The 24,206-nt window shown below is 42.8% G+C and carries 38 protein-coding genes; 8 read left to right on the top strand and 30 right to left on the bottom strand.

The window, feature by feature from the left end:
- Positions 1-5: 5 nt before the first annotated feature.
- The 9 genes from ACSZOX_RS03770 to ACSZOX_RS03730 all read right to left on the bottom strand — a co-directional run bounded on the left by ACSZOX_RS03770 (position 6) and on the right by ACSZOX_RS03730 (position 5,631).
- Positions 6-164, bottom strand: a complete 159-nt coding sequence (locus tag ACSZOX_RS03770) for a hypothetical protein (protein ID WP_437918444.1) — start codon at positions 162-164, stop codon at positions 6-8.
- A 53-nt stretch (positions 165-217) separates the two neighbouring features.
- A complete protein-coding gene (locus ACSZOX_RS03765) occupies positions 218-700 on the bottom strand; it encodes a hypothetical protein (protein WP_437918443.1) in 483 nt (160 codons plus the stop codon).
- Entirely contained in the window at positions 700-1,209 is a 510-nt protein-coding gene (locus tag ACSZOX_RS03760) for a hypothetical protein (protein ID WP_437918442.1), read from the bottom strand. Before ACSZOX_RS03760 ends, ACSZOX_RS03765 begins: the two co-directional genes overlap by 1 nt.
- 47 nt (positions 1,210-1,256) lie before the next feature.
- Complete coding sequence (locus ACSZOX_RS03755; RefSeq protein WP_437918441.1) at positions 1,257-1,778, bottom strand: hypothetical protein; 522 nt, start codon at positions 1,776-1,778, stop codon at positions 1,257-1,259.
- Positions 1,768-2,298 (bottom strand): hypothetical protein, encoded by a 531-nt coding sequence (locus ACSZOX_RS03750; RefSeq protein WP_437918440.1) that lies wholly within the window; start codon positions 2,296-2,298, stop codon positions 1,768-1,770. Before ACSZOX_RS03750 ends, ACSZOX_RS03755 begins: the two co-directional genes overlap by 11 nt.
- Before the next feature lies 1 nt (position 2,299).
- The gene (locus tag ACSZOX_RS03745; RefSeq protein WP_437918439.1) at positions 2,300-2,842 is read right to left on the bottom strand and encodes an N-acetylmuramoyl-L-alanine amidase; all 543 of its coding nucleotides are present in this window, start codon (positions 2,840-2,842) and stop codon (positions 2,300-2,302) included.
- Positions 2,842-3,357, bottom strand: a complete 516-nt coding sequence (locus ACSZOX_RS03740) for a phage holin family protein (protein WP_437918438.1) — start codon at positions 3,355-3,357, stop codon at positions 2,842-2,844. Before ACSZOX_RS03740 ends, ACSZOX_RS03745 begins: the two co-directional genes overlap by 1 nt.
- A 55-nt stretch (positions 3,358-3,412) precedes the next feature.
- Entirely contained in the window at positions 3,413-4,393 is a 981-nt protein-coding gene (locus tag ACSZOX_RS03735) for a hypothetical protein (protein ID WP_437918437.1), read from the bottom strand.
- Positions 4,394-4,581: 188 nt separating this feature from the next.
- Positions 4,582-5,631, bottom strand: coding sequence for a hypothetical protein (locus tag ACSZOX_RS03730; protein WP_437918436.1), 1,050 nt, complete (start codon positions 5,629-5,631; stop codon positions 4,582-4,584).
- Between the two features lie 178 nt (positions 5,632-5,809).
- On the opposite strand from ACSZOX_RS03730, the gene ACSZOX_RS03725 reads away from it, so the two are divergent.
- From ACSZOX_RS03725 to ACSZOX_RS03695, 7 genes are all read left to right on the top strand, one after another.
- Positions 5,810-6,265, top strand: coding sequence for a helix-turn-helix domain-containing protein (locus ACSZOX_RS03725; RefSeq protein WP_437918435.1), 456 nt, complete (start codon positions 5,810-5,812; stop codon positions 6,263-6,265).
- Entirely contained in the window at positions 6,265-6,477 is a 213-nt protein-coding gene (locus tag ACSZOX_RS03720; protein WP_437918434.1) for a hypothetical protein, read from the top strand. Before ACSZOX_RS03725 ends, ACSZOX_RS03720 begins: the two co-directional genes overlap by 1 nt.
- 5 nt (positions 6,478-6,482) lie before the next feature.
- Positions 6,483-7,997 carry a hypothetical protein gene (locus ACSZOX_RS03715; protein ID WP_437918433.1) on the top strand — a complete coding sequence of 505 codons (1,515 nt, stop codon included), beginning with the start codon at positions 6,483-6,485 and terminating at the stop codon, positions 7,995-7,997.
- On the top strand, positions 7,998-8,414 hold the full coding sequence (locus ACSZOX_RS03710; protein ID WP_437918432.1) for a hypothetical protein: 417 nt from the start codon (positions 7,998-8,000) through the stop codon (positions 8,412-8,414).
- 5 nt (positions 8,415-8,419) lie between these two features.
- Positions 8,420-11,080 (top strand): phage portal protein family protein, encoded by a 2,661-nt coding sequence (locus ACSZOX_RS03705; protein ID WP_437918431.1) that lies wholly within the window; start codon positions 8,420-8,422, stop codon positions 11,078-11,080.
- A 143-nt stretch (positions 11,081-11,223) separates the two neighbouring features.
- The gene (locus ACSZOX_RS03700; RefSeq protein WP_437918430.1) at positions 11,224-11,763 is read left to right on the top strand and encodes a phage virion morphogenesis protein; all 540 of its coding nucleotides are present in this window, start codon (positions 11,224-11,226) and stop codon (positions 11,761-11,763) included.
- A gap of 5 nt (positions 11,764-11,768) precedes the next feature.
- Positions 11,769-12,197, top strand: coding sequence for a hypothetical protein (locus ACSZOX_RS03695; RefSeq protein WP_437918429.1), 429 nt, complete (start codon positions 11,769-11,771; stop codon positions 12,195-12,197).
- A 48-nt stretch (positions 12,198-12,245) separates the two neighbouring features.
- On the opposite strand, the gene ACSZOX_RS03690 is transcribed toward ACSZOX_RS03695, so the two are convergent.
- The 19 genes from ACSZOX_RS03690 to ACSZOX_RS03600 form a co-directional block, all read right to left on the bottom strand.
- Positions 12,246-12,539: a hypothetical protein gene (locus ACSZOX_RS03690; protein ID WP_437918428.1), complete on the bottom strand. Its 294-nt coding sequence runs from the start codon at positions 12,537-12,539 to the stop codon at positions 12,246-12,248.
- A gap of 81 nt (positions 12,540-12,620) precedes the next feature.
- Positions 12,621-13,013, bottom strand: coding sequence for a hypothetical protein (locus tag ACSZOX_RS03685; RefSeq protein ID WP_437918427.1), 393 nt, complete (start codon positions 13,011-13,013; stop codon positions 12,621-12,623).
- 34 nt (positions 13,014-13,047) lie between these two features.
- Positions 13,048-13,461 (bottom strand): hypothetical protein, encoded by a 414-nt coding sequence (locus ACSZOX_RS03680; RefSeq protein ID WP_437918426.1) that lies wholly within the window; start codon positions 13,459-13,461, stop codon positions 13,048-13,050.
- A gap of 3 nt (positions 13,462-13,464) precedes the next feature.
- Positions 13,465-13,755: a hypothetical protein gene (locus ACSZOX_RS03675; protein ID WP_437918425.1), complete on the bottom strand. Its 291-nt coding sequence runs from the start codon at positions 13,753-13,755 to the stop codon at positions 13,465-13,467.
- Positions 13,752-13,934: a hypothetical protein gene (locus ACSZOX_RS03670; protein WP_437918424.1), complete on the bottom strand. Its 183-nt coding sequence runs from the start codon at positions 13,932-13,934 to the stop codon at positions 13,752-13,754. Before ACSZOX_RS03670 ends, ACSZOX_RS03675 begins: the two co-directional genes overlap by 4 nt.
- Before the next feature lie 5 nt (positions 13,935-13,939).
- Positions 13,940-14,380: a hypothetical protein gene (locus ACSZOX_RS03665; RefSeq protein ID WP_437918423.1), complete on the bottom strand. Its 441-nt coding sequence runs from the start codon at positions 14,378-14,380 to the stop codon at positions 13,940-13,942.
- Positions 14,381-14,416: 36 nt separating this feature from the next.
- A complete protein-coding gene (locus ACSZOX_RS03660) occupies positions 14,417-15,214 on the bottom strand; it encodes a hypothetical protein (RefSeq protein WP_437918422.1) in 798 nt (265 codons plus the stop codon).
- A 2-nt stretch (positions 15,215-15,216) separates the two neighbouring features.
- Positions 15,217-15,561 carry a hypothetical protein gene (locus ACSZOX_RS03655; protein ID WP_437918421.1) on the bottom strand — a complete coding sequence of 115 codons (345 nt, stop codon included), beginning with the start codon at positions 15,559-15,561 and terminating at the stop codon, positions 15,217-15,219.
- 8 nt (positions 15,562-15,569) lie between these two features.
- Positions 15,570-15,830 (bottom strand): hypothetical protein, encoded by a 261-nt coding sequence (locus ACSZOX_RS03650; protein ID WP_437918420.1) that lies wholly within the window; start codon positions 15,828-15,830, stop codon positions 15,570-15,572.
- A complete protein-coding gene (locus ACSZOX_RS03645) occupies positions 15,827-16,342 on the bottom strand; it encodes a 3'-5' exonuclease (RefSeq protein ID WP_437918957.1) in 516 nt (171 codons plus the stop codon). Before ACSZOX_RS03645 ends, ACSZOX_RS03650 begins: the two co-directional genes overlap by 4 nt.
- An 8-nt stretch (positions 16,343-16,350) precedes the next feature.
- Positions 16,351-16,716 carry a hypothetical protein gene (locus ACSZOX_RS03640; protein WP_437918419.1) on the bottom strand — a complete coding sequence of 122 codons (366 nt, stop codon included), beginning with the start codon at positions 16,714-16,716 and terminating at the stop codon, positions 16,351-16,353.
- Between the two features lie 6 nt (positions 16,717-16,722).
- Complete coding sequence (locus ACSZOX_RS03635) at positions 16,723-17,373, bottom strand: DUF3164 family protein (RefSeq protein WP_437918418.1); 651 nt, start codon at positions 17,371-17,373, stop codon at positions 16,723-16,725.
- Positions 17,374-17,468: 95 nt separating this feature from the next.
- Complete coding sequence (locus ACSZOX_RS03630) at positions 17,469-17,822, bottom strand: hypothetical protein (RefSeq protein WP_437918417.1); 354 nt, start codon at positions 17,820-17,822, stop codon at positions 17,469-17,471.
- Positions 17,791-18,102 carry a hypothetical protein gene (locus tag ACSZOX_RS03625; protein WP_437918416.1) on the bottom strand — a complete coding sequence of 104 codons (312 nt, stop codon included), beginning with the start codon at positions 18,100-18,102 and terminating at the stop codon, positions 17,791-17,793. Before ACSZOX_RS03625 ends, ACSZOX_RS03630 begins: the two co-directional genes overlap by 32 nt.
- Positions 18,095-18,475 carry a hypothetical protein gene (locus ACSZOX_RS03620; protein ID WP_437918415.1) on the bottom strand — a complete coding sequence of 127 codons (381 nt, stop codon included), beginning with the start codon at positions 18,473-18,475 and terminating at the stop codon, positions 18,095-18,097. Before ACSZOX_RS03620 ends, ACSZOX_RS03625 begins: the two co-directional genes overlap by 8 nt.
- Complete coding sequence (locus ACSZOX_RS03615) at positions 18,472-18,678, bottom strand: hypothetical protein (protein WP_437918413.1); 207 nt, start codon at positions 18,676-18,678, stop codon at positions 18,472-18,474. Before ACSZOX_RS03615 ends, ACSZOX_RS03620 begins: the two co-directional genes overlap by 4 nt.
- 23 nt (positions 18,679-18,701) lie before the next feature.
- Positions 18,702-19,559, bottom strand: coding sequence for an ATP-binding protein (locus ACSZOX_RS03610; RefSeq protein ID WP_437918411.1), 858 nt, complete (start codon positions 19,557-19,559; stop codon positions 18,702-18,704).
- A 60-nt stretch (positions 19,560-19,619) separates the two neighbouring features.
- Entirely contained in the window at positions 19,620-21,725 is a 2,106-nt protein-coding gene (locus ACSZOX_RS03605) for a hypothetical protein (RefSeq protein ID WP_437918410.1), read from the bottom strand.
- 3 nt (positions 21,726-21,728) lie between these two features.
- Positions 21,729-21,971: a hypothetical protein gene (locus tag ACSZOX_RS03600; protein WP_437918408.1), complete on the bottom strand. Its 243-nt coding sequence runs from the start codon at positions 21,969-21,971 to the stop codon at positions 21,729-21,731.
- Between the two features lie 92 nt (positions 21,972-22,063).
- On the opposite strand from ACSZOX_RS03600, the gene ACSZOX_RS03595 reads away from it, so the two are divergent.
- Positions 22,064-22,942, top strand: a complete 879-nt coding sequence (locus ACSZOX_RS03595) for a S24 family peptidase (protein ID WP_437918406.1) — start codon at positions 22,064-22,066, stop codon at positions 22,940-22,942.
- 204 nt (positions 22,943-23,146) lie between these two features.
- On the opposite strand, the gene ACSZOX_RS03590 is transcribed toward ACSZOX_RS03595, so the two are convergent.
- Complete coding sequence (locus tag ACSZOX_RS03590) at positions 23,147-23,542, bottom strand: hypothetical protein (protein ID WP_437918405.1); 396 nt, start codon at positions 23,540-23,542, stop codon at positions 23,147-23,149.
- Between the two features lie 138 nt (positions 23,543-23,680).
- A complete protein-coding gene (locus ACSZOX_RS03585) occupies positions 23,681-24,196 on the bottom strand; it encodes an OmpA family protein (protein WP_437918403.1) in 516 nt (171 codons plus the stop codon).
- Positions 24,197-24,206 lie beyond the last annotated feature (10 nt).

Raw genomic sequence — 24,206 nt, 5'->3', positions numbered from 1 at the left:
CTCTACTATTTTGGAAGTTCATCTATACCTTTAAATCTTCTTCGTTTTTTTGTCCTAATATCACCGGCTTTAACCATCCGTGGTGAATCTGCTAAACCGCGCTTGATATTCGTCCAAGAACGCCTGTAAAGTATCTCATCCCATGTCAATGTAGTTTTCTCCATGATCTGAAAGATGAGACCGGAGAGGCTATTGAGGCCGACGGCCTTTAACTCCTCTACGCTCCGCTTTTTTGGCTCGGATCGTCGCTCGGTCTGGTCAGCCTGACTGCCTTGCACAATCCGATAATACTCATAAAATCCTGCAACCCTGAACCGAGGCTTAAGATGTGCATCATGTCGAGCAGTGTCGAAAACGGATAATTGGCCAAAAGCCTTTTTGCAATAAAGGAATTGAACAGCCAGTTTCTTTTTCTTCCCCTCAGTATACCGTATGCTACCATCTTTGCGACTGTTTTTCCATGTTTACCCAAAAATTCCAGTCCCTGTTCAACCGTCATATTTTCAAACTCTTCATCTGTTACCCCCATCGAGAGACGCATTGCCGTCAATTTTAGACAGACGGCCGCAGTAGGGTCATGTATGACCATATTGATTGTTTTCTTCCCAAACAGCCTAAGAAAAAAAGGAGCAGGGATTGTAAGCCTGCTCCCTTCTTCTAAGATCACCTGAGCTTCTGTTATCTCGTGTGATATCTCCATTACGCTCCTGTTTTCTTACCGATAATTTCAGGGGAAACCGATGGATTGTTAGGCATCTTGATGACAAACATGACATCTATCGTATTTGGTTCGCCTACACGGAATCGGCCTACCACTTTACCGTACAACAGTACACGTGGATAGGTGTAGGGCATACCTTTGCCGTCCGTAATTTCCAATTGCCGTTCTACGCCGACATATTTACGCGGTTTGTGATACTGGCCTAGAACAACCGCTCCTCCCAACAAGTCCGCCGCTACCTCTGTCTCCACTTTTAACAGTCGGAACTGTCCTCGCGTTATTCCCGACTTTACAGCCGTTTCAATTGGGTCAGATTCGCCTTGGGCGTAAAAGTGTGTAAAAGTGGGGTCTTCGGGATTCACCTCGATCGTGTCCTCCATCACTTTCCCGGGAGAGACGAATGCCAGTGCTACCGTTCCGTCCGCAGGAATATCGGCGATCTTTACGCCGTCAACTTCCAAATCATAACTTACTTCATTACCAAACATATTTTTAAAGGGTTTTAAAGGGTTTTAAAGGGTTTTAAATTCTGTTTTTAAGCCTCAGGGAGCGTGATCTCATCACCTACCTTCACACCTTGTTCTACGAGGTCGGGATTGTTTTGCAAATCCTCCTCAGTCACGATGTGTTTTTCACCGTCAGCATCGGGATCGCCGTCCTTCTCCAGTTCGGCTTCCTTCTCAGCGATCTGAGCGCGAAGCTTGTCCAGCCCGATATTGTGGGCAGATTTGGGTTTTGTATCGAATAGTTCGATATAACGGTTGATAAGAGAGGCGCGTTCGTCATCCTCAGATGCCGATTTCCCTCCCGAATCGGTGGAGGATTCTTCATCGCTGATATCGGAAATAATCTTGTCTATGATTTCCTGAACTTTACTGTTACGGTTTATCGGCGTGATGGACTGATCTTTCAGCCCTCTAGCCCAACTTTCGGCATAATGGAACAAGCGGAACATATTCCCGTCGCTTGTGAAGTGTACCACATTTATGCCCGCATTCTTTTTATCAGCAAAAAACGCCTTGGCTTTCTGCTCGAAGATTTCCTGATTATTTTCCATTTATTTTTTTATACAATCGTGTTAAACCATATACGGCTACCCCGATAACCGCTAAAAACGAAACTTTGCCCAGAGCGATAAACAGCTTTTGCCAAACGGTCAACTCCTTTTCCACCTCCACGGAAATGTACTCTGTGGTCTTTGTGTTCATTTCCGTGACGAGGTCTTCTATCTTGGCATGAAGTTCCAGTATTTCAGTCTGCGCCTGAACAAGCAATCTGCCATCTTCGCCAAGGCTTACGGTAGGCACCTTTAGTCTATCCGGATTACTTGTATAATCCGTGACCGTGTCCTTTTTCAGAACAGGCTTTCCGTTTATACATTCGATCCAAGCCTGATAAAAGGAACTGTCAGACTCGACGATTAAGGTTGTGTCCCGGATCGTCTTGGTAACCGTCTTTTCGAGTTCGACGATTTTTGTGGGTTGCGTAATTGCCTGACGGCTTTTGCAGCCAAAGAGCATTGCGATGTGAACCAAGATCACAACGGCAATACCAAATAGGGTGACCAGTCTTTTCATTTTAATTGAGATCATATTTTGAAATTATTTGTGCGAGAAAACACGCGAGATTTATCCTGTTGCTATCATAAGCTTTCATGTCACTGGCATTATCAATGAAACAGATTTCGATAAGGGCAACAGCCCCTTTTTTGCGCATAAGAGCCAACCGTCCGCGTGCCGATTGTGATTCTTTTTTTACCCCACGGTTTGCAATGCCCATGATGCGAGCAAAGCCATCAACAATTTCTTTAGCCATAGCTTTGCTGCGTTCGTTTGCATCGTCAGCTACCAAAACCTCCACGCCGGTAGCTTTACCGTTGTAGGCGTTGAAATGAGGTTCTATAACAACATCGGCGTCGGTAGGATCAATCCTCCCTAGGTATTGAGAAAGCGTTTCCGTGTCATTGTCCTGCACGACCATTTTGCCTTTACGTCCCAATTCAGCGTTGACAAGGTCACGGAAGGCTATCGTTTCCCTGTTTTCCTGCCGGCCGTTTACCCCGGTTGCACCCGGGTCTGCGAGGTGGTGTCCTGCGCTTGAATATGATTTTAAATTTGCCATTACTTTAGAAAATTTTCGATTTTACTGGTGAGTTTATTGATTATATGCGTCTTCGGCTTACCGCTTATAACGGCCATGTTTTCCAAAATTGAAACGAGATTTTCCAATACGATCTGTATCACCAAAAAGACGTGCATCCAATCAAAAACGGCCGCGGCCAAAGTCTTTTTGTGAAACTCAAATGAGGTTGCGAAAAGATAGGGCACAGCGATCAATACGAGGTAACAGCAGACTTTAAATCCGAAACGTGAAAGCTTCATCGAACTTAGCTGCTCTCTGCGTATCCGTGAAGCCGTAAGCCCACTGAAAAGCTCTATAGCAAGTGTAAAGAGCAGTGCTAGGAAGGCGTATGAATCAAGACCGAATATCCTGTTGATCGAAACCGCCATTGCGGACATGATCGTTGTCATCGCTGTTACACCCGTGTATTTTAGTGCAGGTGCGAGGCTCTGACCAAAATCGGACAGGGTATCATAGCCGTATGTGACCAATAGTTTTTCAAACCAGCTTTTCATTTACAGTTTTTTTTATAGAGGGACGCATAACGCGTCCCTACCGTGAGATAATCAATTAAGCTGCTTTTTGTCTTAACACCGCGACACCTTCAAAGGCTTTACGTCTTGCTCTCGCTCCAAGGCGAACCAGATAGGAATAGATATCCCCGTACCATGTCGGATTACCTTGGTCATCAAAGAATATCGTTTGTCCTTTTGCCTTCTCGACCAGTGCTTTGTTCCAGAAAAGATTACCTTCAACATCGTCCTCGTTACCCTCGGCACCGTATGGAACGAAAACCCCTGCTGCCGTCATCCTATATACCGTGGAACGGCTAAGCAGACTCCAGCCTTGGCACTTGTACATTACCCCTGAACGACGTTCCTCTTCTGTTACTGATTGCATGTAGGTTGCTGTAACCAAGCTATCGGCAGGAAACATCTGCGTCTCGGCATCAGGGGTCAAGAGCGCGTACATCGATCCTTCTTTCCAAGCCTTCTGTTTCTTGAAAAAATTCTTCATACGCTGTAAGTCTCCGATCTTGTAAGCATCATATTCCCCTGTACCGCCTTCGAATGCCGACCCGACTTTTGTCGCGTTATCGGTTGTCAAGATGTTTGTTCCCGGTAGTTCGTTGTGGTTCCCGACAGGACTCTTGACAATGTTCTCAAGAACCCCCTCCGCTGTTTCCTCAGCCAAGTAGTTTAATCCTTCGCGCAGTACAGATTCGCGTTTGTCATAACTAAGTTCCTTGGTGTCTGCATTTGATATATGCACCGGGTCGCTTGTATATTCGTCGATAAGGTATAGCACCTCATCATCGGCTCGCTGTCTAACTGTTGCAGGTTTCTCTGTACGGTTCCTAACAACCCTGCCACCGCCACCGGACTGGGGAATATGGACTATTTTCCCACCAACGATATTATCTTCATCAACATCGCTGATATGGTTCATAAACGCATTGTCATTGAACAGGGATTCCTCGATATGGTTCCGCCATATCTCGATCTGTAGCCCCATGAACAGGGCTAGTCTGGGCAGCTTGACGAAACTCAAGATTGTTCCGGTTAAAAATCCGATCGGCACGGCCAAGAGGACGTTAAAACCGACAAGTAGAAAGATCACTGCTAGAACCAGTACATTGTACAGGTAGTTGAGCGGTTTAAATTTTAAATGTTTCATTGTGTTTTAAAAGGGGTTTAAAAGATTTTAAAAACTGTTTATTACTCTTTGTGAATTGCAGTCTATTTTTCGTACGGTGTGCCGTATTTTTCTTCGAAAAGCTGTTTGAACAGGTTGATGTCCGCCGATTTCAATTTGACAAGATTTCCTTCCTTATCTAACTGATCCCAAGTTTTGCCGGCGTAAAGGGTCACCGCTTTATCCTTGCTTTCTTCGATCGCCGTTACAAGGCTCTGATTGCCTTTTTTATCACCTAACAGCTTTTCGACAGACGCATAATTCGCTGTGGCCAGTTCGATATAGGTAGGTTTGTCATCTGCCGTGATCTTACGTGCATCAACGGCACCCTGCACCAATGCTTCTACCTTACTGGACAGTTCAAGACGATCCTTTTCGTCAAGCTTGGCCTGTAGTTCATCTTTTTCACGTGTAAGCGATTCGATCTTCGTTTTCTGACGTGCAGCTAACTGAACCACACCCATGATCTTCGTCTCAAACTGCTCGTTGTTTTTGATTTCGGCTTCTCCGAGAATGGCCGCCGCCTTAGCTGCCGATAATTCGATTTTTTCCATGTCTATTTGATTATCTGATTTTAGTAATGGGATGACCGCTTTGCCCCCAGCGGAAGACAATTCGATACGGTTATGCTCTTGGTCATAAAGGGCAATGGACAGGGCATTGTTGTCCGCCCCGATATCCACCATGCTGATCTCTTCCAAAATGGAACGTACCAGCGTTGCACCACGCTGACCATGCATGATCAGGTCGGCTTCCTCAGACCACTCGGTCGGGATCAGACCAGCGGAGGCCATACGGATCGTACCGTTTTCGTATTTGTTGTAGATAGATACGGCAAATTCGTCGGTATCGTCGAATACCGGTAAACCTGCCAGGCATTTACCGACACCGTCGATGTCTTCCACCTTTAGTTCGATGACGTTGCCCAGTGGTAAGAACACATCCTTGCGACTCCCAAATGCGCGCTGGTGCATCCATAGAAGTATAGGGTTCAGATCATATTGCGCACGATCCACGCCGTCTACCAGCGTACGGAAGCCTTGCTTGTTGACGCGTTCGCTGATAATTACTATTCGTTTTGTTGCCTTTAACATTGTTCGTTTTTCCGCTATTGATGGCACAAACATAGAGCGGTATCATCGCCTAAAAAAATTAGGAAAACAGGGGCGTACAGTAACTGATACCATATGGTGCAATTACTGCACTATCTTGTCCAGCCAATTTTTTAAGCCCTTATATAAGAGCCATTTTTGACGAAACAAGACGGTTTTTATGGAACAAAAGAGATTGACAAAAGCAGAAATCCAAGAGAAAAAGGACTTCGCAAAAATCCTTTTCATCAGGGAAAACATGACCCAAAAAGAGATTGCGGCACGTATCTGCATTTCGCAGAATACGGTCAGCAAATGGGCTAACGATGAGAACTGGGAAGCGGCAAAGAAAAGCACCATGCTCACCCGCGAAGAGCAAATAAGATCGATGCTCAGCGAACTGGAAATGATCAATATTGAAATATCCTGCGGATCGCGTGGTTATGCTACCAAAGAACAGGCCTATGTGCGTGACACACTCATTCAGAATCTGCAAAAACTGGAAACGGAAACCTCCGCAACCGAGGTATACAACGTCGCACGCAAGATGATAACTTTTTATCGTGCGATCGATCTCGACAAAGCCAAAGAGATCACCGAACTGTTTGACGTATTTCTAAAATCAATATTAAAGTAATGGCAAAGATGACCAACAAACAGACTTCGATCCAGTGGGAAGAGTTCACTAAAGAGATTAGCGAATCAACTTCTGTTGATATTGATGAATCCTATGATCCGCAGCAAAAGCGCATGCAAATATTGGAGGCGGATCCCGAGGAATGGTTCAGATACTACTTTCCTAAGTTCACCATACCTGAACCAGTGTTTTTTGACATAAGAACAATTTAGGAATAATGGGAAAACTAACCAACAAACAGATTTCGATCCAGTGGGAAGAGTTTGCAAAAGAAATCCGCATAGCTACGCCCGTCGATATTGACGAATCCTATGCCGACAAACAAAAGCGGATCAAACGACTCGAAGCGAATCCCGAAGCTTGGTTTGAATATTACTTTCCAAATTTCGCCACATCTAAGCCTGCGCTTTTTCACAAGAAAGCCACGCGCAGACTGACCATAAACAAAAGATGGTTTGAATTGCGTATGTGGTCACGTGAGTTGGCGAAATCCACACGCGCCATGATGGAAGTCCTTTATTTGGCATTAGCCAAAAAGGAACTCAAAAACATCCTGTTGGTCTCCAATAGCTTGGACAATGCCATTCGCTTGCTTGCACCAGTCAAACGGGTGTTAGAATCCAATCGGCGGATCATAAACGATTACGGTATTCAGGAGCGTGTTATTGGCTGGACAGAGAACGAATTCACAACCAAAGGCGGCGTCAGTTTCCGTGCGCTGGGTGCGGGTCAGTCTCCACGGGGTATGCGTAATGACAATTATCGTGTTGATTTTATTTGGATAGATGATATTGACACCGATGAAGAGTGCCGAAATCCCAAAAGGATAAAGGATAAATTCAAGTGGATTCAGGAAGCTTTGATTCCGACCGTCTCTGTATCGGGTAATTATCGGATTCTGATCTGTGGTAACAAGATTGCAAAGATTTGTGTCGTATCGCTGGCCGAAAGTTTAGCCGACTATGTCAATCAGGTCAACATCCGTGACAAGAAAGGCAAATCGTCATGGCCTCAGAAAAATAGCGAAGAGGATATCGACCGTATCCTAAACCTGATCAGCTACATTTCAGCGCAAAAAGAATACTTCAACAATCCGATTTCGGAAGGCACGGTGTTCAAAGAGATGCATTACAAGAAAATGCAGCCGCTGATAAATTACAGATGGCTCGTTTGCTACACTGACCCATCGTTCAAGGACAGCAAAAAGAATGACTACAAAGCCACGGTATTGGTCGGACGCTATAAAGATGAGTTTCACATCATCAAGGCATTTTGCGAGCAGACCAGCACCGCCAATATGATCGAATGGCATTATATCATTTCGGACTTTGTACGCGACCGTGTACCCGTGTACTACCTCATGGAAGCGAATTTTATTCAGGGCACTTTGATACAGGAATTCTCAAAGCATTCGGTAGAGAAAGACGTTAAAGTCATTCCGCTCAGACCTGATGAGCGTAAGAAGCAAGATAAGTTCCATCGTATCGAATCGCTCTTAGAACCGCTCAACCGTAACGGCAAATTATGGCTCAATGAGGATGAGGCAGCCAATCCGCACATGAAGCGACTGGATGAGCAGTTTCTCGCTTTAGAACCGGGAAGCAGCGCACACGATGATGCGCCCGATGCCGTTGAAGGGGCTGTATTCGCAATCAACAACAAAACGACCAATAACATGGACAATATAGAAACTTATTCAACCAGCCGTAACGGCTCTAAACGTATAGCATAAATGGAATTTATAACAAGAGAAGATTTTTTAACGCACATGTACGATGGCGTAATCAATTCAATCAGCAATGATGATGAGGAAAAACTATCGGAAGCCATCGCCAGTGCCATCGGTGAAGCTTGCGGCTACCTAGCAAGGTTCGACCTTGATACGATCCTGATCAGTGACGACCGCGGCACATATGCCAATCTACGCACATGGGTGAAAGATATTGCCAAGTGGCATTTTATCGCGGTATGCAATGTCGCGACAGATTTGGAACTGGCAGAAATCCGATACAAAGAGGCTATCAAACGCCTGATCGAAATACAAAAAGGTATGGTCACACCACGAGGTTGGGCGATGCCTGATGATAACGATGACTTTGGCGGTGCATTTTTCGTCGATTCTGATTTCAAAAGGGGTAATTATTATTAACAGCAATGGCTAGAAAACGAAATATCAAAAATGCTGACTTGAAATCGGTCAAGGCTCCGATCGTACAGCAGATCACGGTGCACCCTTGGAACAGACAAAAGCAGGATATAACCAATTGGAGAAACGCTACACGTGCGGCCGAATCCATTATACCGAGGCGCGTTTATCTTTATGACCTATACCATGACGTCAGCACTACCGATGGGCAGATCATTGCCGTATGGGGAAAGCGTCAGGATGCGATCACTACTGCAAACTGGGAATTTACAGATAAAGAAGGCAATCCGGTAGACTCCATCAATGAGCTAATTGACTGTATAGGCTTTGAAAACCTCCTCAAGCAGATCATTGATTCAAAAGCGTGGGGGTACTCGATGTGCGAAGCAGAGTTCTTTATCAATGACAACGATCAGAACGAATTCGTTGTAAAGGCTATAGAGCGGAAAAACATGCGCCCCGAAGCAGGGCAGGTCGCTCTACAGACGATCGATCAGGAAGGTGTCGACATCAATACGGGATTCTATGCAAAAACGGTCATGCAGTTTGGCGAGGCCAAAGATTTGGGATTACTGCTCAGCGCATCCATGTATTCGATTTTTAAACGGGGCGATATCAGTGACTGGGCAGAGTTCATTGAGATTTTCGGCCGTGGTATCGTCGATGCACAATGGGACGGATTCGATGAAGGTCAACGGCAAAAGTTATCGAAGGCAATTCGCGAGATGGGCGGCGGCGGCGTCATCATCCGACCCGACGGAACGAAACTGGACATTAAGAACAACACAGGCTCTGCAAACGGACAATTGCAGGACACCTTTGCGACCAAGATGGACGGCTATATCTCCAAGGCATTACTGGGTACAACGGAAACAACAGACAGCAGTTCAAGCAGTGGATACGCTCAGGCAGAAACGCACAACAAACAGGACGAAAAGAAAAACGAGTCCGATTTACAGTTTGTACGCCGTTCGCTCAATTCACAGTTTATAAAGATACTCAAAGCGGCAGGATTTGATACGCGCGGCGGAACCTTCGTTATAAAGAAGAATAAGAACCTAAATAAGAGCGAATACGAAATACACCGTTCAATGCGCAACGATCTAAATATTCCCATCGACGATGATTTTTTCTATGAAACATACGGAGTAAGAAAGCCCGACAATTACGATGAGTTAAAAAAAGCGCAGGAAGAGGCTAAAAAAGCTGATTTAGATTCTGAACCCGACAAAAAAAATGCACCTACCCCCAAGGGTTCAGATAAAGAAAAAGACAAAAGCCCCACCGGTATACAGGCCGATAAACGTAGACAGCTATCATGGTTCAGAAGAATATTACAGCTTTTTCACTCCGCCCCGGTACCGGTCAGCAAGCAGGTAGCCGGGGCGGATGGAGATCACCTCACGAAAATTAGACTGGCCGCTTTTGTGGGCGGTAAAGTATTCGACAAAATTAAAGATGATGTCATCGAACGTGCTTGGAATGCAAAAGGTAGAATGTCTTTCGACGGTTCACTCTTCGAATTCACAGCAGATACACTGACTATAGGATTTATTCAGGGATGGAGAACGAAACCTGCGCAGCTTGTTGATATAGGATTTACATATGACGTTGACGATCCTGCGACCTTAACGGCATTTGAAATGAACCTGTTCCGTTTTGCAGGTGCCAAGACGCTATACGAAGCACAGCAGTTGAACGAACTGTTCAGGAAGGCCAGATCGTTTAGGGAATTCTATGATACGGCAAGCGGTATGCTGGACGTCCACAATAAACTATGGCTCGAAACCGAATATAATACGGCTATTTCTGTAGGGGATATGGCAGCGACCTACAACCGTCTCTTAAAGCAGACAGATACCTTTCCCTTTTGGCAGTACAAAACGGTCGGGGATGAACGGGTAAGGCATTCACACGCCCTTCTACATGATATTGTATTACCTTGGAACCACGGGGCATGGAAATACATCATGCCCCCGGGGGACTGGAACTGCCGTTGTTGGATCGTCCCGCGGACAAAAGCCGAGGTAACAAAAGAACAGATCAAGGCATCGGAAGAGAGAGTTAAAGAATACCTTGCCGGTGAAGCCTTCAAGAAAGCAAGCAAAGGAGGCTGGGGCGTGAACAGAGCGGATAAAGGGCAGGTGTTTACCGAGAATCAACATTACATAACGGACTATCTGGACGGGGTAAAGAAAATGAACAGCCTTAGCCCAAAAGAATGGGGCTTGAAACCTTTGTCACAGAACTTCAATGGACGAAAGTTCGAACCGAAGTTCAAAGCGGATCAACGCGATGAAGCGATCGAAGATTTTACGGATAGTCTCCAAAAGGTCACTGCGAAAAAGTTCGGGATCACAGATTATAATAACCGTACGATCACCATAGACAAAGGAACGATAAGAAAACACACGACCGACCGCAAAGAGAAATACCAGGAGAGACACATCTATATGAACGAGATCGAATCGATAGTTAAAAATCCCGATGAGGTATGGCTACAGAATTATAGAGGTAAAAGATATGAGTCGTTCATTTATATTAGGTATTACAGTGATCAGGCAGTTGTCGTTGTGTGTACATTGAACGATGCCCTTGAGCTACAGATTGAGACTTGGCATAGACTTGATGACACCAACATAAGAAAAGGGCTGCTGATCAAAAGATAAAGCCGTACAGGACTACTGCACGGCTTTATTAAAGATTCAGTTATAACAACGCTGGTCGAACCACTCACGAGCCACTGCACATCTTTTCAACAGTCTCACGTTTAAACGTCATCAGCTAACCTTCACAAAGTTAATAAAATAGCATGAACAAGTTTGATAGTCAACTTAAAAAGATTTTTGATAGCGTAAACCGCAAGATTGACAACGCACCGTTACTGATCACGGAGACCGCGCTTGAGCATTTTCAGAACGCCCTTATAGACAAGAAATGGGACGGCAGACCATACGAGGCATACAAAAATAAAAAGCGGGAACCTTCGCGGGGTTCGCTGATGACAAGAAATTTTAATCTGTTCAGATCACTGCGCATAAACTTTGTAACGTCGGATTCTTCGAGGATTTCCGCTGGAAATTCCAAAGTTCCGTACGCGAGAGTACATAACGAAGGGCTGACGGTTCATCATAGACCACGTACAACGATCGTAACCCACAAAGAGCATACGGCTGGAAAGTACAAGGGAAAGACCCTCTTTGCTAGAAACAACGGAAACGCGACCTACAGCCAAAAGGCCAGCGTTGGAGCGTATTCCGTAAAAATGCCGGAACGCCGTTTCATGGGGAAAAGCGCGTCACTTATCCGCGAAATAAAAACACGATTTAAAAACAATTTAAAAAACCTTTAAAAGCCATGAAAAACATTTTTCTGAATACCCACAAAAAACTGACGGACAGCAAACTTGTTGAATTTGTAGACCGCGACCGTGGACAGATCGATCGCTACGAAAATAGACCCTCCGTAAAATTTCCCTGCGCACTGATTAAGGTAAACATTCCCAAGAGCGAAAATCTGAACCCTGCAATCCAAAGAAGAAATGTTACGGTTCAGATTCGTGTTGCATTTGAACGCACCAAAGAACAGCACAATTTACAGTCACAGGAAATCCTTAATGATGCTCTTAGGTATTACGATAGTATCGAAGATATAGAAAAAATGTTCCAAGGTCTAAAATTGGGCAATACCGACAGGTGGGTCTGCACGGGCATCATAGACGAAGATAGAACGGATTTTGATGTTGTACGGATCACCTTTGCGACTACCTTTATGAAAGAGTTTTAAAAAGATAAAAGCGGCCAGTAGCCGCTTTTATCTTTTTATTCGAATGCCCTAGTTCCATACCAAGTGAGGATACTTTCTTCGCAGCTGAGGAACTTTAGGCTTATTGATAGCGATGTCTTTGAGTAGATCAGCGCAAGCGGTAAGCCTTTTGGTAATCGTATCCTGAGAAATAAAGAACTCAACTTCCAAGACTTCCAGTGCACGATCGTGGCGTCGTTGTAATAACTCATAATAAAAGTAATAACGATAGCAAAGACACACGTCACGGTCAAAGGTACCTTTCGGTACCTTTTGCGTTTCGTCAGAAAATATCTTGGTAATCGTTTGGCTTCCTCTTATCATTGACACAAAAATATATCAAATTTCAATAACCTTTTAAACGAGTTTTAAAGCAATAAAAAAGCCCCTCGGAAGGGGCTAAAATTATTGTTTGATGTAAACATTATAGGCCGTTGCTTCCGGCTTTCGTTTCATCGTTCGGCTATCGGTAATTTCAAGGTTCCATTCTCTAGGCGATCCGTCAACGCTATATTTCATATTGACATCGGTGGCATTACTTACGGTGTACACCCCTTCATACATCAATTTTCGAATTGCACCATTACGGACATTAAGAACCTCAAATTCTGTATTGCTCTTGAAATGGATCACCTGAAAGTTGACACCTCCATAAATAGTATTTGCCGATAAATCATCGGTTTGCCATTTAGTTCCAACGAGCGGATTAGTGTCAGCTGGTTCAGAACTCTCACTCTTGCTGCAAGCTGCGGAAAACATACAGATAACAAAAAGAAATAAATACATTGATTTTTTCATATTTCATAAAATTTAGTGTTGCAAACTTACGATTTTAAATCCCTTTTAAATGCTTTAAATACATCTTTGTAAAAGCTGTAACCAGATCAGGCAATTCATGCTCCCGGTACTCATCAAGTGGCTTGGATAGATATCCATAACCAATACACCAACGGTTGACCGAATCCATATCTATCTTACCGTTGTCAAGTTTCCAACCCATTTCGTGCGCCATTGAAAGTATCTTACGGCGCATCTTTTGCGATTTGGTCACCACATAAGCCCGACCGGTTGTCAAGGCTTGGATCACCTGTGAGGCTTCATTAGAATGTAAATCCCTGATACGGGTCGTACGGCCATCAGTATACAAATAAATCAGTTCCTCTTTTGTTTCAGTATCCAATCCCAATCGATTGATCTGATAGCCGATCATTGCATTTTGTTTTGCTGAACTGGGCGTTGTTTTCATCTCTTATTTAAGATTAAAGTTCTTTTCTGCAATTCGTCTTTCCAATCTCGCTAATTTCATTGCCCGACAGATTGCAACGTCTTTAGATAGGTTTTCATAAATCAATGTCATCTGCTCAATCATAATCGTAACATCAGCAATCTCCTCGGCAAGATGATTTAATGAATCTATAGAGTTTTCTCGTACATGTTTACGTGCTGCCAATGCCAATTCCGTAGCTTCTTCCTGTAACATTTCGACCTGCGCAGCTTCACCCCATAACGTTATAGCTGCTGTTAATATCTGTCTACTCATTTTCTAATTTCTTTTAATTGTTTTTTCAATTCCTTTTCACGTTCTATAACCGTTTGCCTTATCCTTCTAAACATCGATGGAAACCCGTCGGCCTCATCACTTAGCATATGTCTTATAATTCCTATGTCTATTATAAGCCTCAATGCCGCTTCTGTATAAATTTGATCTTCGTTTTTCATATTTTTTACTTAAACTGTTTATTCCAATCCGTCTCATACTGCTCATTGCGCAGATAGGTATCGGGGTCAGATTGATTTCTCCATTTCACCCTTGATAGATAATTTAAATACGGACTTATTGATAAGATGCATTTTAAGCGTTGCTGTTCGCTCATTTTATTATAAAGCCCTTCCGCTCGTTTTCTGTTTTTTTTGTTGGCATACGCGTCCCAAAAGGCGTCAAAAGAGATATCATAGGGCACTTCGGTTAGCTTACCTTTGATTACGTTGGCCAGCGCGTCTACCATATCTATATACTTAGGAAAACGGCTTTCCGACAAAAGCCAATCCCGTTGCATATCGTTAAAGTCAGCATCGTCATCCAGCCACACGAGACGCCCATTTTCATTATATCCAAATGTCACGCTGCCGGCAAACATCTGTGATGTCAAAACGTATTTTCTCATATCTAAAATCTAATGTATAATATCTAACTGCATCATTTACCCCACTACTTTTAATTTACTTTCTGCATCTACCCCCTTGCTTTCGGTGGTACCTTTTTTCGATACCCCTTGCTTTTCGTTGTTCGATTCTTCAAATAGCTCTGTTTGCTGGGTAGATATTTTGTCTTTTACCTTACTCTTTGGGTCAAAGAAAAGTGGGTTTAGCTCCCTCGCTTTCTGCTCCCAAATGACAAACGGCTCAAAGCCTCCAAAGCGATTTTTTACCGGAGTAGCGATATACTTAGACACGAAGATGAACATCCCACCATCGAAGATGATATCGTTTGCTATCTCCTTACGAGGCACTCCCGATTTGGATGTATGGCAAATGAAGATAAACGTCTTTTTACCTTCGTACTTTTCCTTTAGATACTTGTAGTCTGCTTTCTTCCATTCTGTATAGTCTACACTGTCTATAAATATGTAATCAGGACTATTACGCTTTGATAAATAATTATCCAAATCTTCCAAAAAACTTACATAATCAGGCTTGTCAGCTACAGGATCAACGGGGATAAAAAGACCCGACACGTCTTCCATCTTATTACGTATCGTAGCAGTTTGAAGGTCAAAACCATGCCTTTGCTCATACGAAAACCACGCTACCCGACCATGTTTACACATTTCCTTTGCCAATCGTATGCAATACTCGGTCTTACCATTGCCGCTAAAACCACCGATCACGCATGTGAAGTGTTTCGGAACATTACCCAGTGTGCCTTGATGTGGCGAACCATCCAAGTCCATTAGCTTGAACTTCTTTTGATGAAATTGTTTTATTCCCAGTGCTTTCATGGTTAGTTATCAAAATTGGTTCTATCGGACTTATCTATTTTCTGAATAACCCTCTTTTTAGGTGATCTATAACGATGATAGTTAAAATAATCAATCGAAGATATTACATGATCGTCTAAGTCATCACTTTCAAGCCCCAGCGTTTCGCTAAAACCTCCGACGAAGAAGAACCCCACATTAATTTCACCTGCACTGATAACAGATACCTCACAATCAGGCCAAGCTTCTGAAATCAGCTGGATCATCTTTTCAGCTATATCCGAATGCACTAACTCTTTGGGAAATATAATAGGGTACATTGTTACATTACGATCGTCCATAGAGGATGATAGTGTTCGTTGAATCATAACGTACTTCATATTGTTACCTCCTTTGATCTCAAATAAACGACCTTAGTTTCTTTACGGAGTGGCTTGACATAAGCAGCCTTAAAAGTTTCAGAACCTCTACCATCGGATATGCTTGCAGGCATACACCACTTTGTATAAGTCTGGAAATTTGTTGTTTTCTTTTCATGGTCTACCATTTCCCAGACAACCTTATTCTTGTCTGCTTGGAAATAGAAACGGTCGCCAGTTTGCAGACTGTTTGCCGTTGTAAGTTCGTTCTTTTTCATTTACTCAAGGTTTTAAGGGTTGCTACTAAATATTTGATCTGATGTCGGCAATCGGCCAAAGCATCATGCTTATTCCCCACAAAAGGCACTGTATATCTTATTTCAGGATTGAGGTTGGATAGCGTTCGGACGTCCCGTTCTTGCCCATAATTCCACTGCACATGGATGAGCAACCGCTCACAGGCATTACGAATTAATGACAGGTCGAATGACGGGGAATTTGCCCATACTCGCGTATCGGAATTATCACCTACAAAATCCATAAGACCAACCATTGCATTTTCAACACTAGATTCGCCGCAAAACGCTTCCCTCATCGTCTCGCTTGGCTGTGTACCCCACCACTTTAGCGTATCTGCATCGGTGACAAATTCATTTTCTAGCGAATTTTTAACGCTTATGCGATCATAAAAGGTGTCGCCAACGATGCCCGTTTTGGAGTCAAATCGCACTGCGGCAACGGTCAGAATCACAGAGTACGGACGTGTACCCAGTGTTTCAATATCGATCATGATATCATTCATTTGACACCTCCTAACCAGTCACAAGCATTGATGGCAAATTTTGTGGTAACTCGCTCGCATTTTCCAGCGACAGCGATCACGTCCGAGGATTTCTTGATAAACTCTGATTGCAGGAAATTTACCGCGGCCTGCTTAGCATCTGCTTCATTGTTTGCTGTCACTATACCCGTCATAGACCCGGGAGATAGTTTGACGTTCGATCGGGTCGATTTAAAATTGACCCTGATCTTAAAGAGTTTGTTTGTGATTTTCATATTTTTTTTCGCTTTATTAATGTTTTGAACCCACCAGCGGTAACGATCCGCTGTGCGCTCCATGCTTGGGTTATGATCGTTTTTGGTGATAATTCCAGTTATTACCAAATCCGCTTATAATTTGGCAAAGTCTAATACAATAGGCTGCCATTCGTCATTGTCATCCTTGACAGAGAATTGCGCATAAAACTTCGTGCTGTCCGGTACAATCGATTCCTGTAGCAATTCTATACCCTTGCGCCAGTTCTCATTATCGAAGTCATTGCGCATACCGATCAGCTTTAGTACAAGATTCTTGTCCAGTGCGCCTTTTTTACGCTCTAGCAGCGATCTAACTAACTTGCTGGTATTGCTACCTTCGGGAAATTCTGCCGTCAGAAAGTCCAATATATGCGCCTCTGCCTGCGTGGCACGTTCGTCAAACTTGGTGTGATCCTGACGCTTGAATTGCACCTTATAACGGTTGTCGGCTGTTTCCAATGTAACCGAACCTTTTCCGTTAGCGTGCCGGCTGCTATGCTCTTGCAGTATCTTATATAGCGTGTCAATCTTTTCGAAAGAGGTGGTTTTGAATCCTGCTATTTGATCCTTTAGCTGTATAGCATAGCTAACCATTTCCACGATACTGCTATCACGTAGCGACTCATAAGCCTCACGCGCTTTTTTCTTTCCACTGGCCTCCTCTGATTCCTTCTGTGCCAATAGCGCTGCTAATTCTTCCCTAGTAAGTTCTTGCGCTGGTTTGTTCATTACTGTTGTTTCCATATTCTTGATTGTCTTTTAATTTGTTCAACTTCTCATTTATTTCTCTTAGCCTACTGGTCATTTCCCAGCGAGCCTCTCTATCCGCGTGTGGGTGATCACGTAGCCAGTTTTCTATGATGGCTATCTGTGCATACAAGTCTTCCATATTCTTGATCTAATTGGTTATATATCGTCTGCAACTGTACTTCTTCGTATGTGTACCCGGTAGGGATAGCAGCATTTGAAATGAACACATGCATCGCCAATGCTTCCTGTTCCCCGAACTTTATGCTCCAACCATCCTTAGTGGCAGTAGCCCGTTCTATACGTGTACGTATTCGGCTATACAGTTTGTATACGATGTCATAGATCAGCTTTTCAGCCGGATTGACCGGTTTATTCTCGTTGAGCATCACCCTCGTTATCAGCTCGACAGCCTCAAGCTGAATACGCGTTAGCTTTACCTTCATACTCATTGTCCTCCACGGCTTTCACCGCCTTTAAATACATATTTTTAAACTCCTTGTTATAGTCCAGCAGATCATTGAAGGCCTTAGCACAATGATGTCTTGTGTGGTTTTCACTGTAACCGAACAGGTGCGATATTTCGCCTGTCTCATAGCCTTCTTCCTTTAACACGGCAATCGTTATGTACCGCGCATAAAGGAGCTGTTTACTCTGCCCTTTGATCGTTAGTTCAGCGACCCCATATCCCAGTGCGGCCGCAACAATAGCAATGATTCTAACCATTGTGTCTCCTTCTTAAAATTGTATCCATTATCTCTTTATTTGGAAAATACCCCCTGTCAGAAGCATCGTGCAGTCGCATGTATAAGTCTGCGTGCAGTTCCTTCTTTTCCCTCCGTGATTCTGTCAGGAATTGCGCGTCCCATTGATGCCAGTGGTTATACCACCACTTCCAGTATAGTTCGGTACCGGAGATATCTCCGACAGGCCATCCTGAAAGGAGGACGTCTGTTAGGTATTCCGTTCCTGCATCCAACATCATGTTGAAGTATACTTCTTCGGTAATATTCAACTTGCGCATAACCAGTTCTCGGTTTACCTGTTGAATAGTTTTAGCCTTAATGATCCGGCTTGCCTTTTTCGTCGTGGTACTCATATAGCCTTACTTTTAGTTACAACAGTTAGCTGGCTTTCACCTGTATTGAGGTCGTATACAAATACATTCAGACTCCTTCCATAGCTTTCATGGATACCTTCTATCACATCAGGATGATTCGTTACCTCTTCAATTGCTAAATCTGTTATCAATTCTGGTATATAATATTTGCAGTTACAAATACTACGTTTATGATTGCGCATTATCTCTATTTCAAACCGTCCCATTATGCCGCTCCTTTCTTTTTAAGTTTGGTCAGAAATACACGTACGTCTGTACGTATACGGCGGATACTACCGTCGGATACATTGGCGATACGTGTTGTCTCCAGTTCGTCAAACACCCCGTTTAATGATGCGATAAGTTTTAGCTCCTCCAGCTTATTCTTTGGCAATGCGATGACCTTGCTATTGACACGGCTCAAAATCTCCTCATATCCCTTTATTTGACGCTGTACGCCGTCATCTATCCTTTTGGATAAATAGGGTGCACCCTGTAGAACCATCGCCGTTTTGCCTTCCAGTTTATTATAGAATGTCACAAAGAATAAAAAGACCTCATTCTTCAGCTTGTCAAATTCATCAAAGAACAGGATAGGATTTTCCAGCTTTAGGAGGTGCTCAACGATAGCTTTGACCATGCCGCTCAAACTGCGTCCCGAAGGCGTTACGCCTAATTTGCTCAACACCTCGCGCAATAGATCACCACTGGTCATATGGTTGTCGCACTCGATGTGAAAAGCATTTGTATTCATGTCGCAGAAGCGTTTGGCCGTGTGTGTTTTTCCTGATCCGGCAGCAGCAACGATGGCGCGCACCTCTTGGTATTCCTTCCAGTCTGTATACATAGCTTCCAGCGTCCGGCTTACGGTGGTGTCCACATGTATCCAGCCTGTAGGCTTTACCTGATTTTGGATGCTTAGCCACATGCTGTCAGCTATAGAATCCCATTTGCCAGCAAGTACGTTGCTGATCGTCGCAATGCTCACCTTGGTCAACTGCTTGCTGGCCATGTTCTGACTTCCGACTTTTTGCACAAATTGGTACAAGTCGTTTTTAATTTGTTCTTTTGTGTTCGTATTCATTTTTATTCGCTTTAATTATGTTTACAAATCGCCTCCATGTTCCAGCGTGGAGGCACTTTTTTAGTATAAATCGTATATGTCCGTTTCCTGATCCTCGTCAGAATCCATTGAAGCAGGAACTTCAATCACCTTTTGAGAAGCTTCTAAGGCTTTCTTACTGCTATAAAGCTGTCTTAGATACTCCGCTTCGACATTATTCTTTAAATCTTTGGTCATTACCCCTGCCTGTAAAAGACTTTCGGGGTTGATATCCGTGCCGTCCAGTGCCTTTAGCTTGTCCTGTAGTACGGATGTCAGCTTTTGTGATAATTCCTTTTTGTTCGACCAATCCTGTTCGATGCGCTGTCTATCACCTTCTTTATAATCTGCGATCGCTGCCGGACGGTCTTCGTATTGTCCGGCCAAAAACCGTAATCCTTTGCCATCGGTGATCAGTGCTTCGTTAAGGTTTGCAGGATCGTAGTATACATCTGCTTTGATGCCGTTGTACCTCCATATTACATCATCGGGAAGATCAAAACGTATTTTTCTATCCTCGATCACACCTTCAATGCCCTTTTTGCTTATGGCTAAAGGATTGTCGTGCTTTTTACCTACTATAGATAGCTTTGTAGCTGTATCTATTCTGTTTTTGCGGCTCTTTTCAGAGGCATTAAATGCTTCCATCCATTCTTTTTGGCGGCTAACGCCTGTCTTTGGGTTGGGCTTCATCCGCATGAGATTGATAAAGCCCTCAATGATCATGGGCATGTCTTCAACAGGCGGATGATTTTTCGCATTCACAGCTAACGCTTCTTGGTTCTTACGCTCTTTGGCCGTGATATTATGGCCTGCATAGTTGCCAAATGGAAGGGCTTTAAGTACCTGATGCCATTCTACACCGAAAGAAGCCTCTATATACTTACCCTGCGGCACCTTGTGCGCCTGCGGCGTAAATTTCCCCCCAACCTTGCGGTAAAATTCACCCAGTTCGTTTTTCATTTTGACATCAAGCCCCCAGCGGTCAGTTTGTAGCTGATGGCCTAGATAATAGCCTCCGGTTAGTTCGTGGATATGGTTGACCGCATTACGGAATGCTTCATAAATCAGATCATGGGTGGCAGATACCCCATATGAATAACCAAGGATATAATTGTTGAAGGTATCGATCACGACATACAGCACCGGTCTGAACCAATGATCTTTTATCACTTTCTCTTTAATCTCACCCGTTTTCTTGTCCTTTTGCTTCACCACTTTAGTAGTAGTGAAGTATAGATCGAGGTTGTTATCATCCGAATTCAACAAAAAGAGCGGTGCAGATGCACGTTTACGCTTCATCTCCTTGCTGAACTTGTTGTATGCAGCTTTTTCACCGTCGCGCGTTGCAACTAAAATATGCTCGTTTTGCTTACGGATATAACCAATAGCCCCTGCTGTATATGTTTTCTTGCCGTTTTCACGGGCATACTGGTTGTATGCAGCTGCTATTACCGTATCATCATGGTTATTGGGATCACTAAGCAATTTCAAGATCAGGGCTTCGCCCTCCTCATCACGTTTTTTACTATTAATGTTTGACCAGCGGTGCATATCTTTTTTCATAATAAAGCAATACCTGTCTTCTGGGGCAACATAGCTGTTGAATTCTTTTAGCTTCTCTTTTAGACGTTTTGCATTCGCAGGAAGATCAATCTTTTGCTTTAATATGAGATCGGTAACTACATCCCAAAATTCCATTACCGAGATATTTAAAGCCTGTTTTAAAGCCCTTTTGTCAGAGGTAAATTTACCTAGCATATTCAACCAGTTGACGCATTTAGTGTACCGATCAACATAGTTTATTTGCTCTTTCCCCATACCATTGACATTGGTATTAGTTAGATTGTCACCATTCGGAAGCACGTAGTTTGTATAAAATGTATGTGCCTGATAGTCCCAATCGATCAAGTCCAATATGGGCTGCTTAGCCATATAGTCGTATACATTGCCGTATATCTCTTTGACTTTAGCTTTGAATTCAGGGAAGGAGGATTCGTATTCTACTAATATTTTTCTGCCGTTACCCCCTGCACCATGTACAACAATATTACCCTGCTTCCTATGATAATGATAGTTATCACGCTTCAATATCGAAGGCACAACTTCATCATAAGTAAGGCATAATATGTTATTTAGATATTGCATTATCTATTTACCGTTTATGACATTATCAACATGATTTACACTGATCGTAATACTTTGTCTCAAAAGCGCGTCAGCTAAGACAATTGCTTGACATACTTTACCACGACCGGTCTTGCCCATAAATCCATTACGTACCTTCTTTACAGCTGAAACGCTGCACCCAACTATTTCAGCAGTCACAGATGCAGGGATTATAATCCCATTGGCAACTATTGTTTTTTGGCACATCTCGTTTTTATTTTTCATATATTCGCTTGTAAATTGTTCTTTTGCGTTCACAAATATACCAAAAAGGTATATTAAAGCAATAAGTTATACTAAAAAAGTATAATTATTTTATGAATTGGGATAAACTAAAGATAGTCAGAGAGTTATTAGGGTACTCGCAAGCTGAAATATCAGAGAAAACAGGTATAAAACAGAAGGATATCAGCCTATTAGAAGGGGGTAAGCGAAAATTTATACCAAATGAGTATATACTTTTTTTGTATAATCAGCACATAGATATTAATAGTATCTATGATGATAGCTTACCTATTTCATATAGAAATAGTGATAATACCCTTATCTCTACAGATGATGATAACACATTTGACGAGGCAAAAAGCACACATATCCTACACCCTAAAACAAGTAAATCCCTACACGCAAACCTACACCCAACTCAAAATTTAGGGCTACCAAAGGTCGTAACAGTAGGAGAGAATGAACGAGAGCTAATAACACTTGTGCCTGTAAAAGCAGCAGCAGGCTATCTCAATGGATACGGTGATCCTGAATATGTAGAAACGCTCCCAACCATCCGCATGCCTAACCTTGGAAGCGGAACACATAGAGCCTTTGAGATCAAAGGAAGCTCCATGAATCCTACATTTCATAACAAGTCTATTGTGATAGGCAAATGGGTAGAAAACCTTGACGAAATAAGAGATAGAAGGATTTACGTTGTTATCACAAAAGATTATGGAATAGTCGCTAAACGCGTTTTAAACCGTATAGATGAGCGTGGAGTACTCACTCTTATATCAGACAATAGCAATAAGTCTGATTATGGCAATTATGATGTATATGCAGAGGAAATAAAGGAAATATGGTACGTAAGAGCCAATCTATCATTTGAGTTCCCTGAACCCGATAACAGTTTCATAAGCCGTATAGATGACCTTGAAGCATGGCAAGCAATAATAGAAGACAAGATAAAACATCTTTTAAAATAGAACGGTTTAAAATGATTATCAAACATAATCTAACAACCTTTTAAAACACCTTTAAGATAATACAACCAAAATCCAACTATTTACAAGTAGTTGGTACAAGTGGTATTTTGAACCGTTTAAGCAAAAACAGCCTTAACAGTATCGAAATGCACATTTTTTGCACTTTTTTTATTTTCTAGATTGGTACAAGTGGTTTTTACCCCCTTATACTGACGCTTTTGGATGAGCAGCTAAATCATATGCAAATACGAAATCTGTATCAATTTTTAACGTTCCTTTTGCCGGAATTTGTGCCGCATATAAATTAGCTAGCCAACTCGTTCCTTTTCCTGAAGTTCCGCGTGTGCTAATAATTACTGTACCGTCTTCTCGTTGCCATAGTTGCCACAAATTCTCTAAGCCCATTACTTCACTTTTATACAGAGGAACACTTTCTTCTGGCATAGGTACTTGCTTTGCTCGCTCTGGTGATGTAGAGAATTGGGCATTAATTCGAATAACCTCAAGAAATTCATCTTTATCAAATCCAGGGATGAGATGTTGTGCACTTAATAATACGGGAAATACAATGAATAGAACAATGCTCAATAATTTACGCATAATATACCTAAGTTGATAATAGCCATCCTATGAAAGCCTTTCGTGTATAACAAAAATGAAATTCACCTTGTTCGCAAAAAAGGAGCTCTGTATATTATTACGGAACTCCTTCGTGAATTATATTAAACTGGTAATTTATTAATTTAAGATCACCACTTCGACTCTTCTATTTTTTTGACGGCCTTCAGGCGTTTTATTATCGGCTACAGGTTTAGTTTGCCCAAATCCCTTGGTAGAAATGCGTCCGGTACTTACCCCCGCGTCTTCAAGGAATTTCTTAACAGATGCTGCACGCTTATCTGATAACCATTTATTATAACCTTCTTCTCCAGTAGAATCTGTGTGTCCGTCTACTCGCACTTTTTTTCCGTCGTTATCTTTGAGCAATTTTGCAAGCTTACTCAATTCAACTTTTGCCTTGTCTGTCAAATAAGATGAATTCGTAGGAAATAAAAGATCAGAAGATAATGTGAACTTTATACCTTCATCAGTACGAGAAGCGTCTTCAAATTCACTTTTGACATTCTTCAAGCCATCATCTGTCCCATCTTTTGTCACCACAGCCCCTGGATTAACCATTATTGCTTGTTGTTTACAAGAGGTAGCTCCTAGGACAGTAACAAACAAGAATGCAACAGTACGTATATGTTTCATGAAATTCGCT

This window comes from Sphingobacterium sp. LRF_L2 (genome assembly GCF_965644235.1).
Lineage (GTDB): Bacteria > Bacteroidota > Bacteroidia > Sphingobacteriales > Sphingobacteriaceae > Sphingobacterium.
Note: the sequence above shows the minus strand (reverse complement) of the source record. Positions and strands in the feature narration are given on the sequence as shown.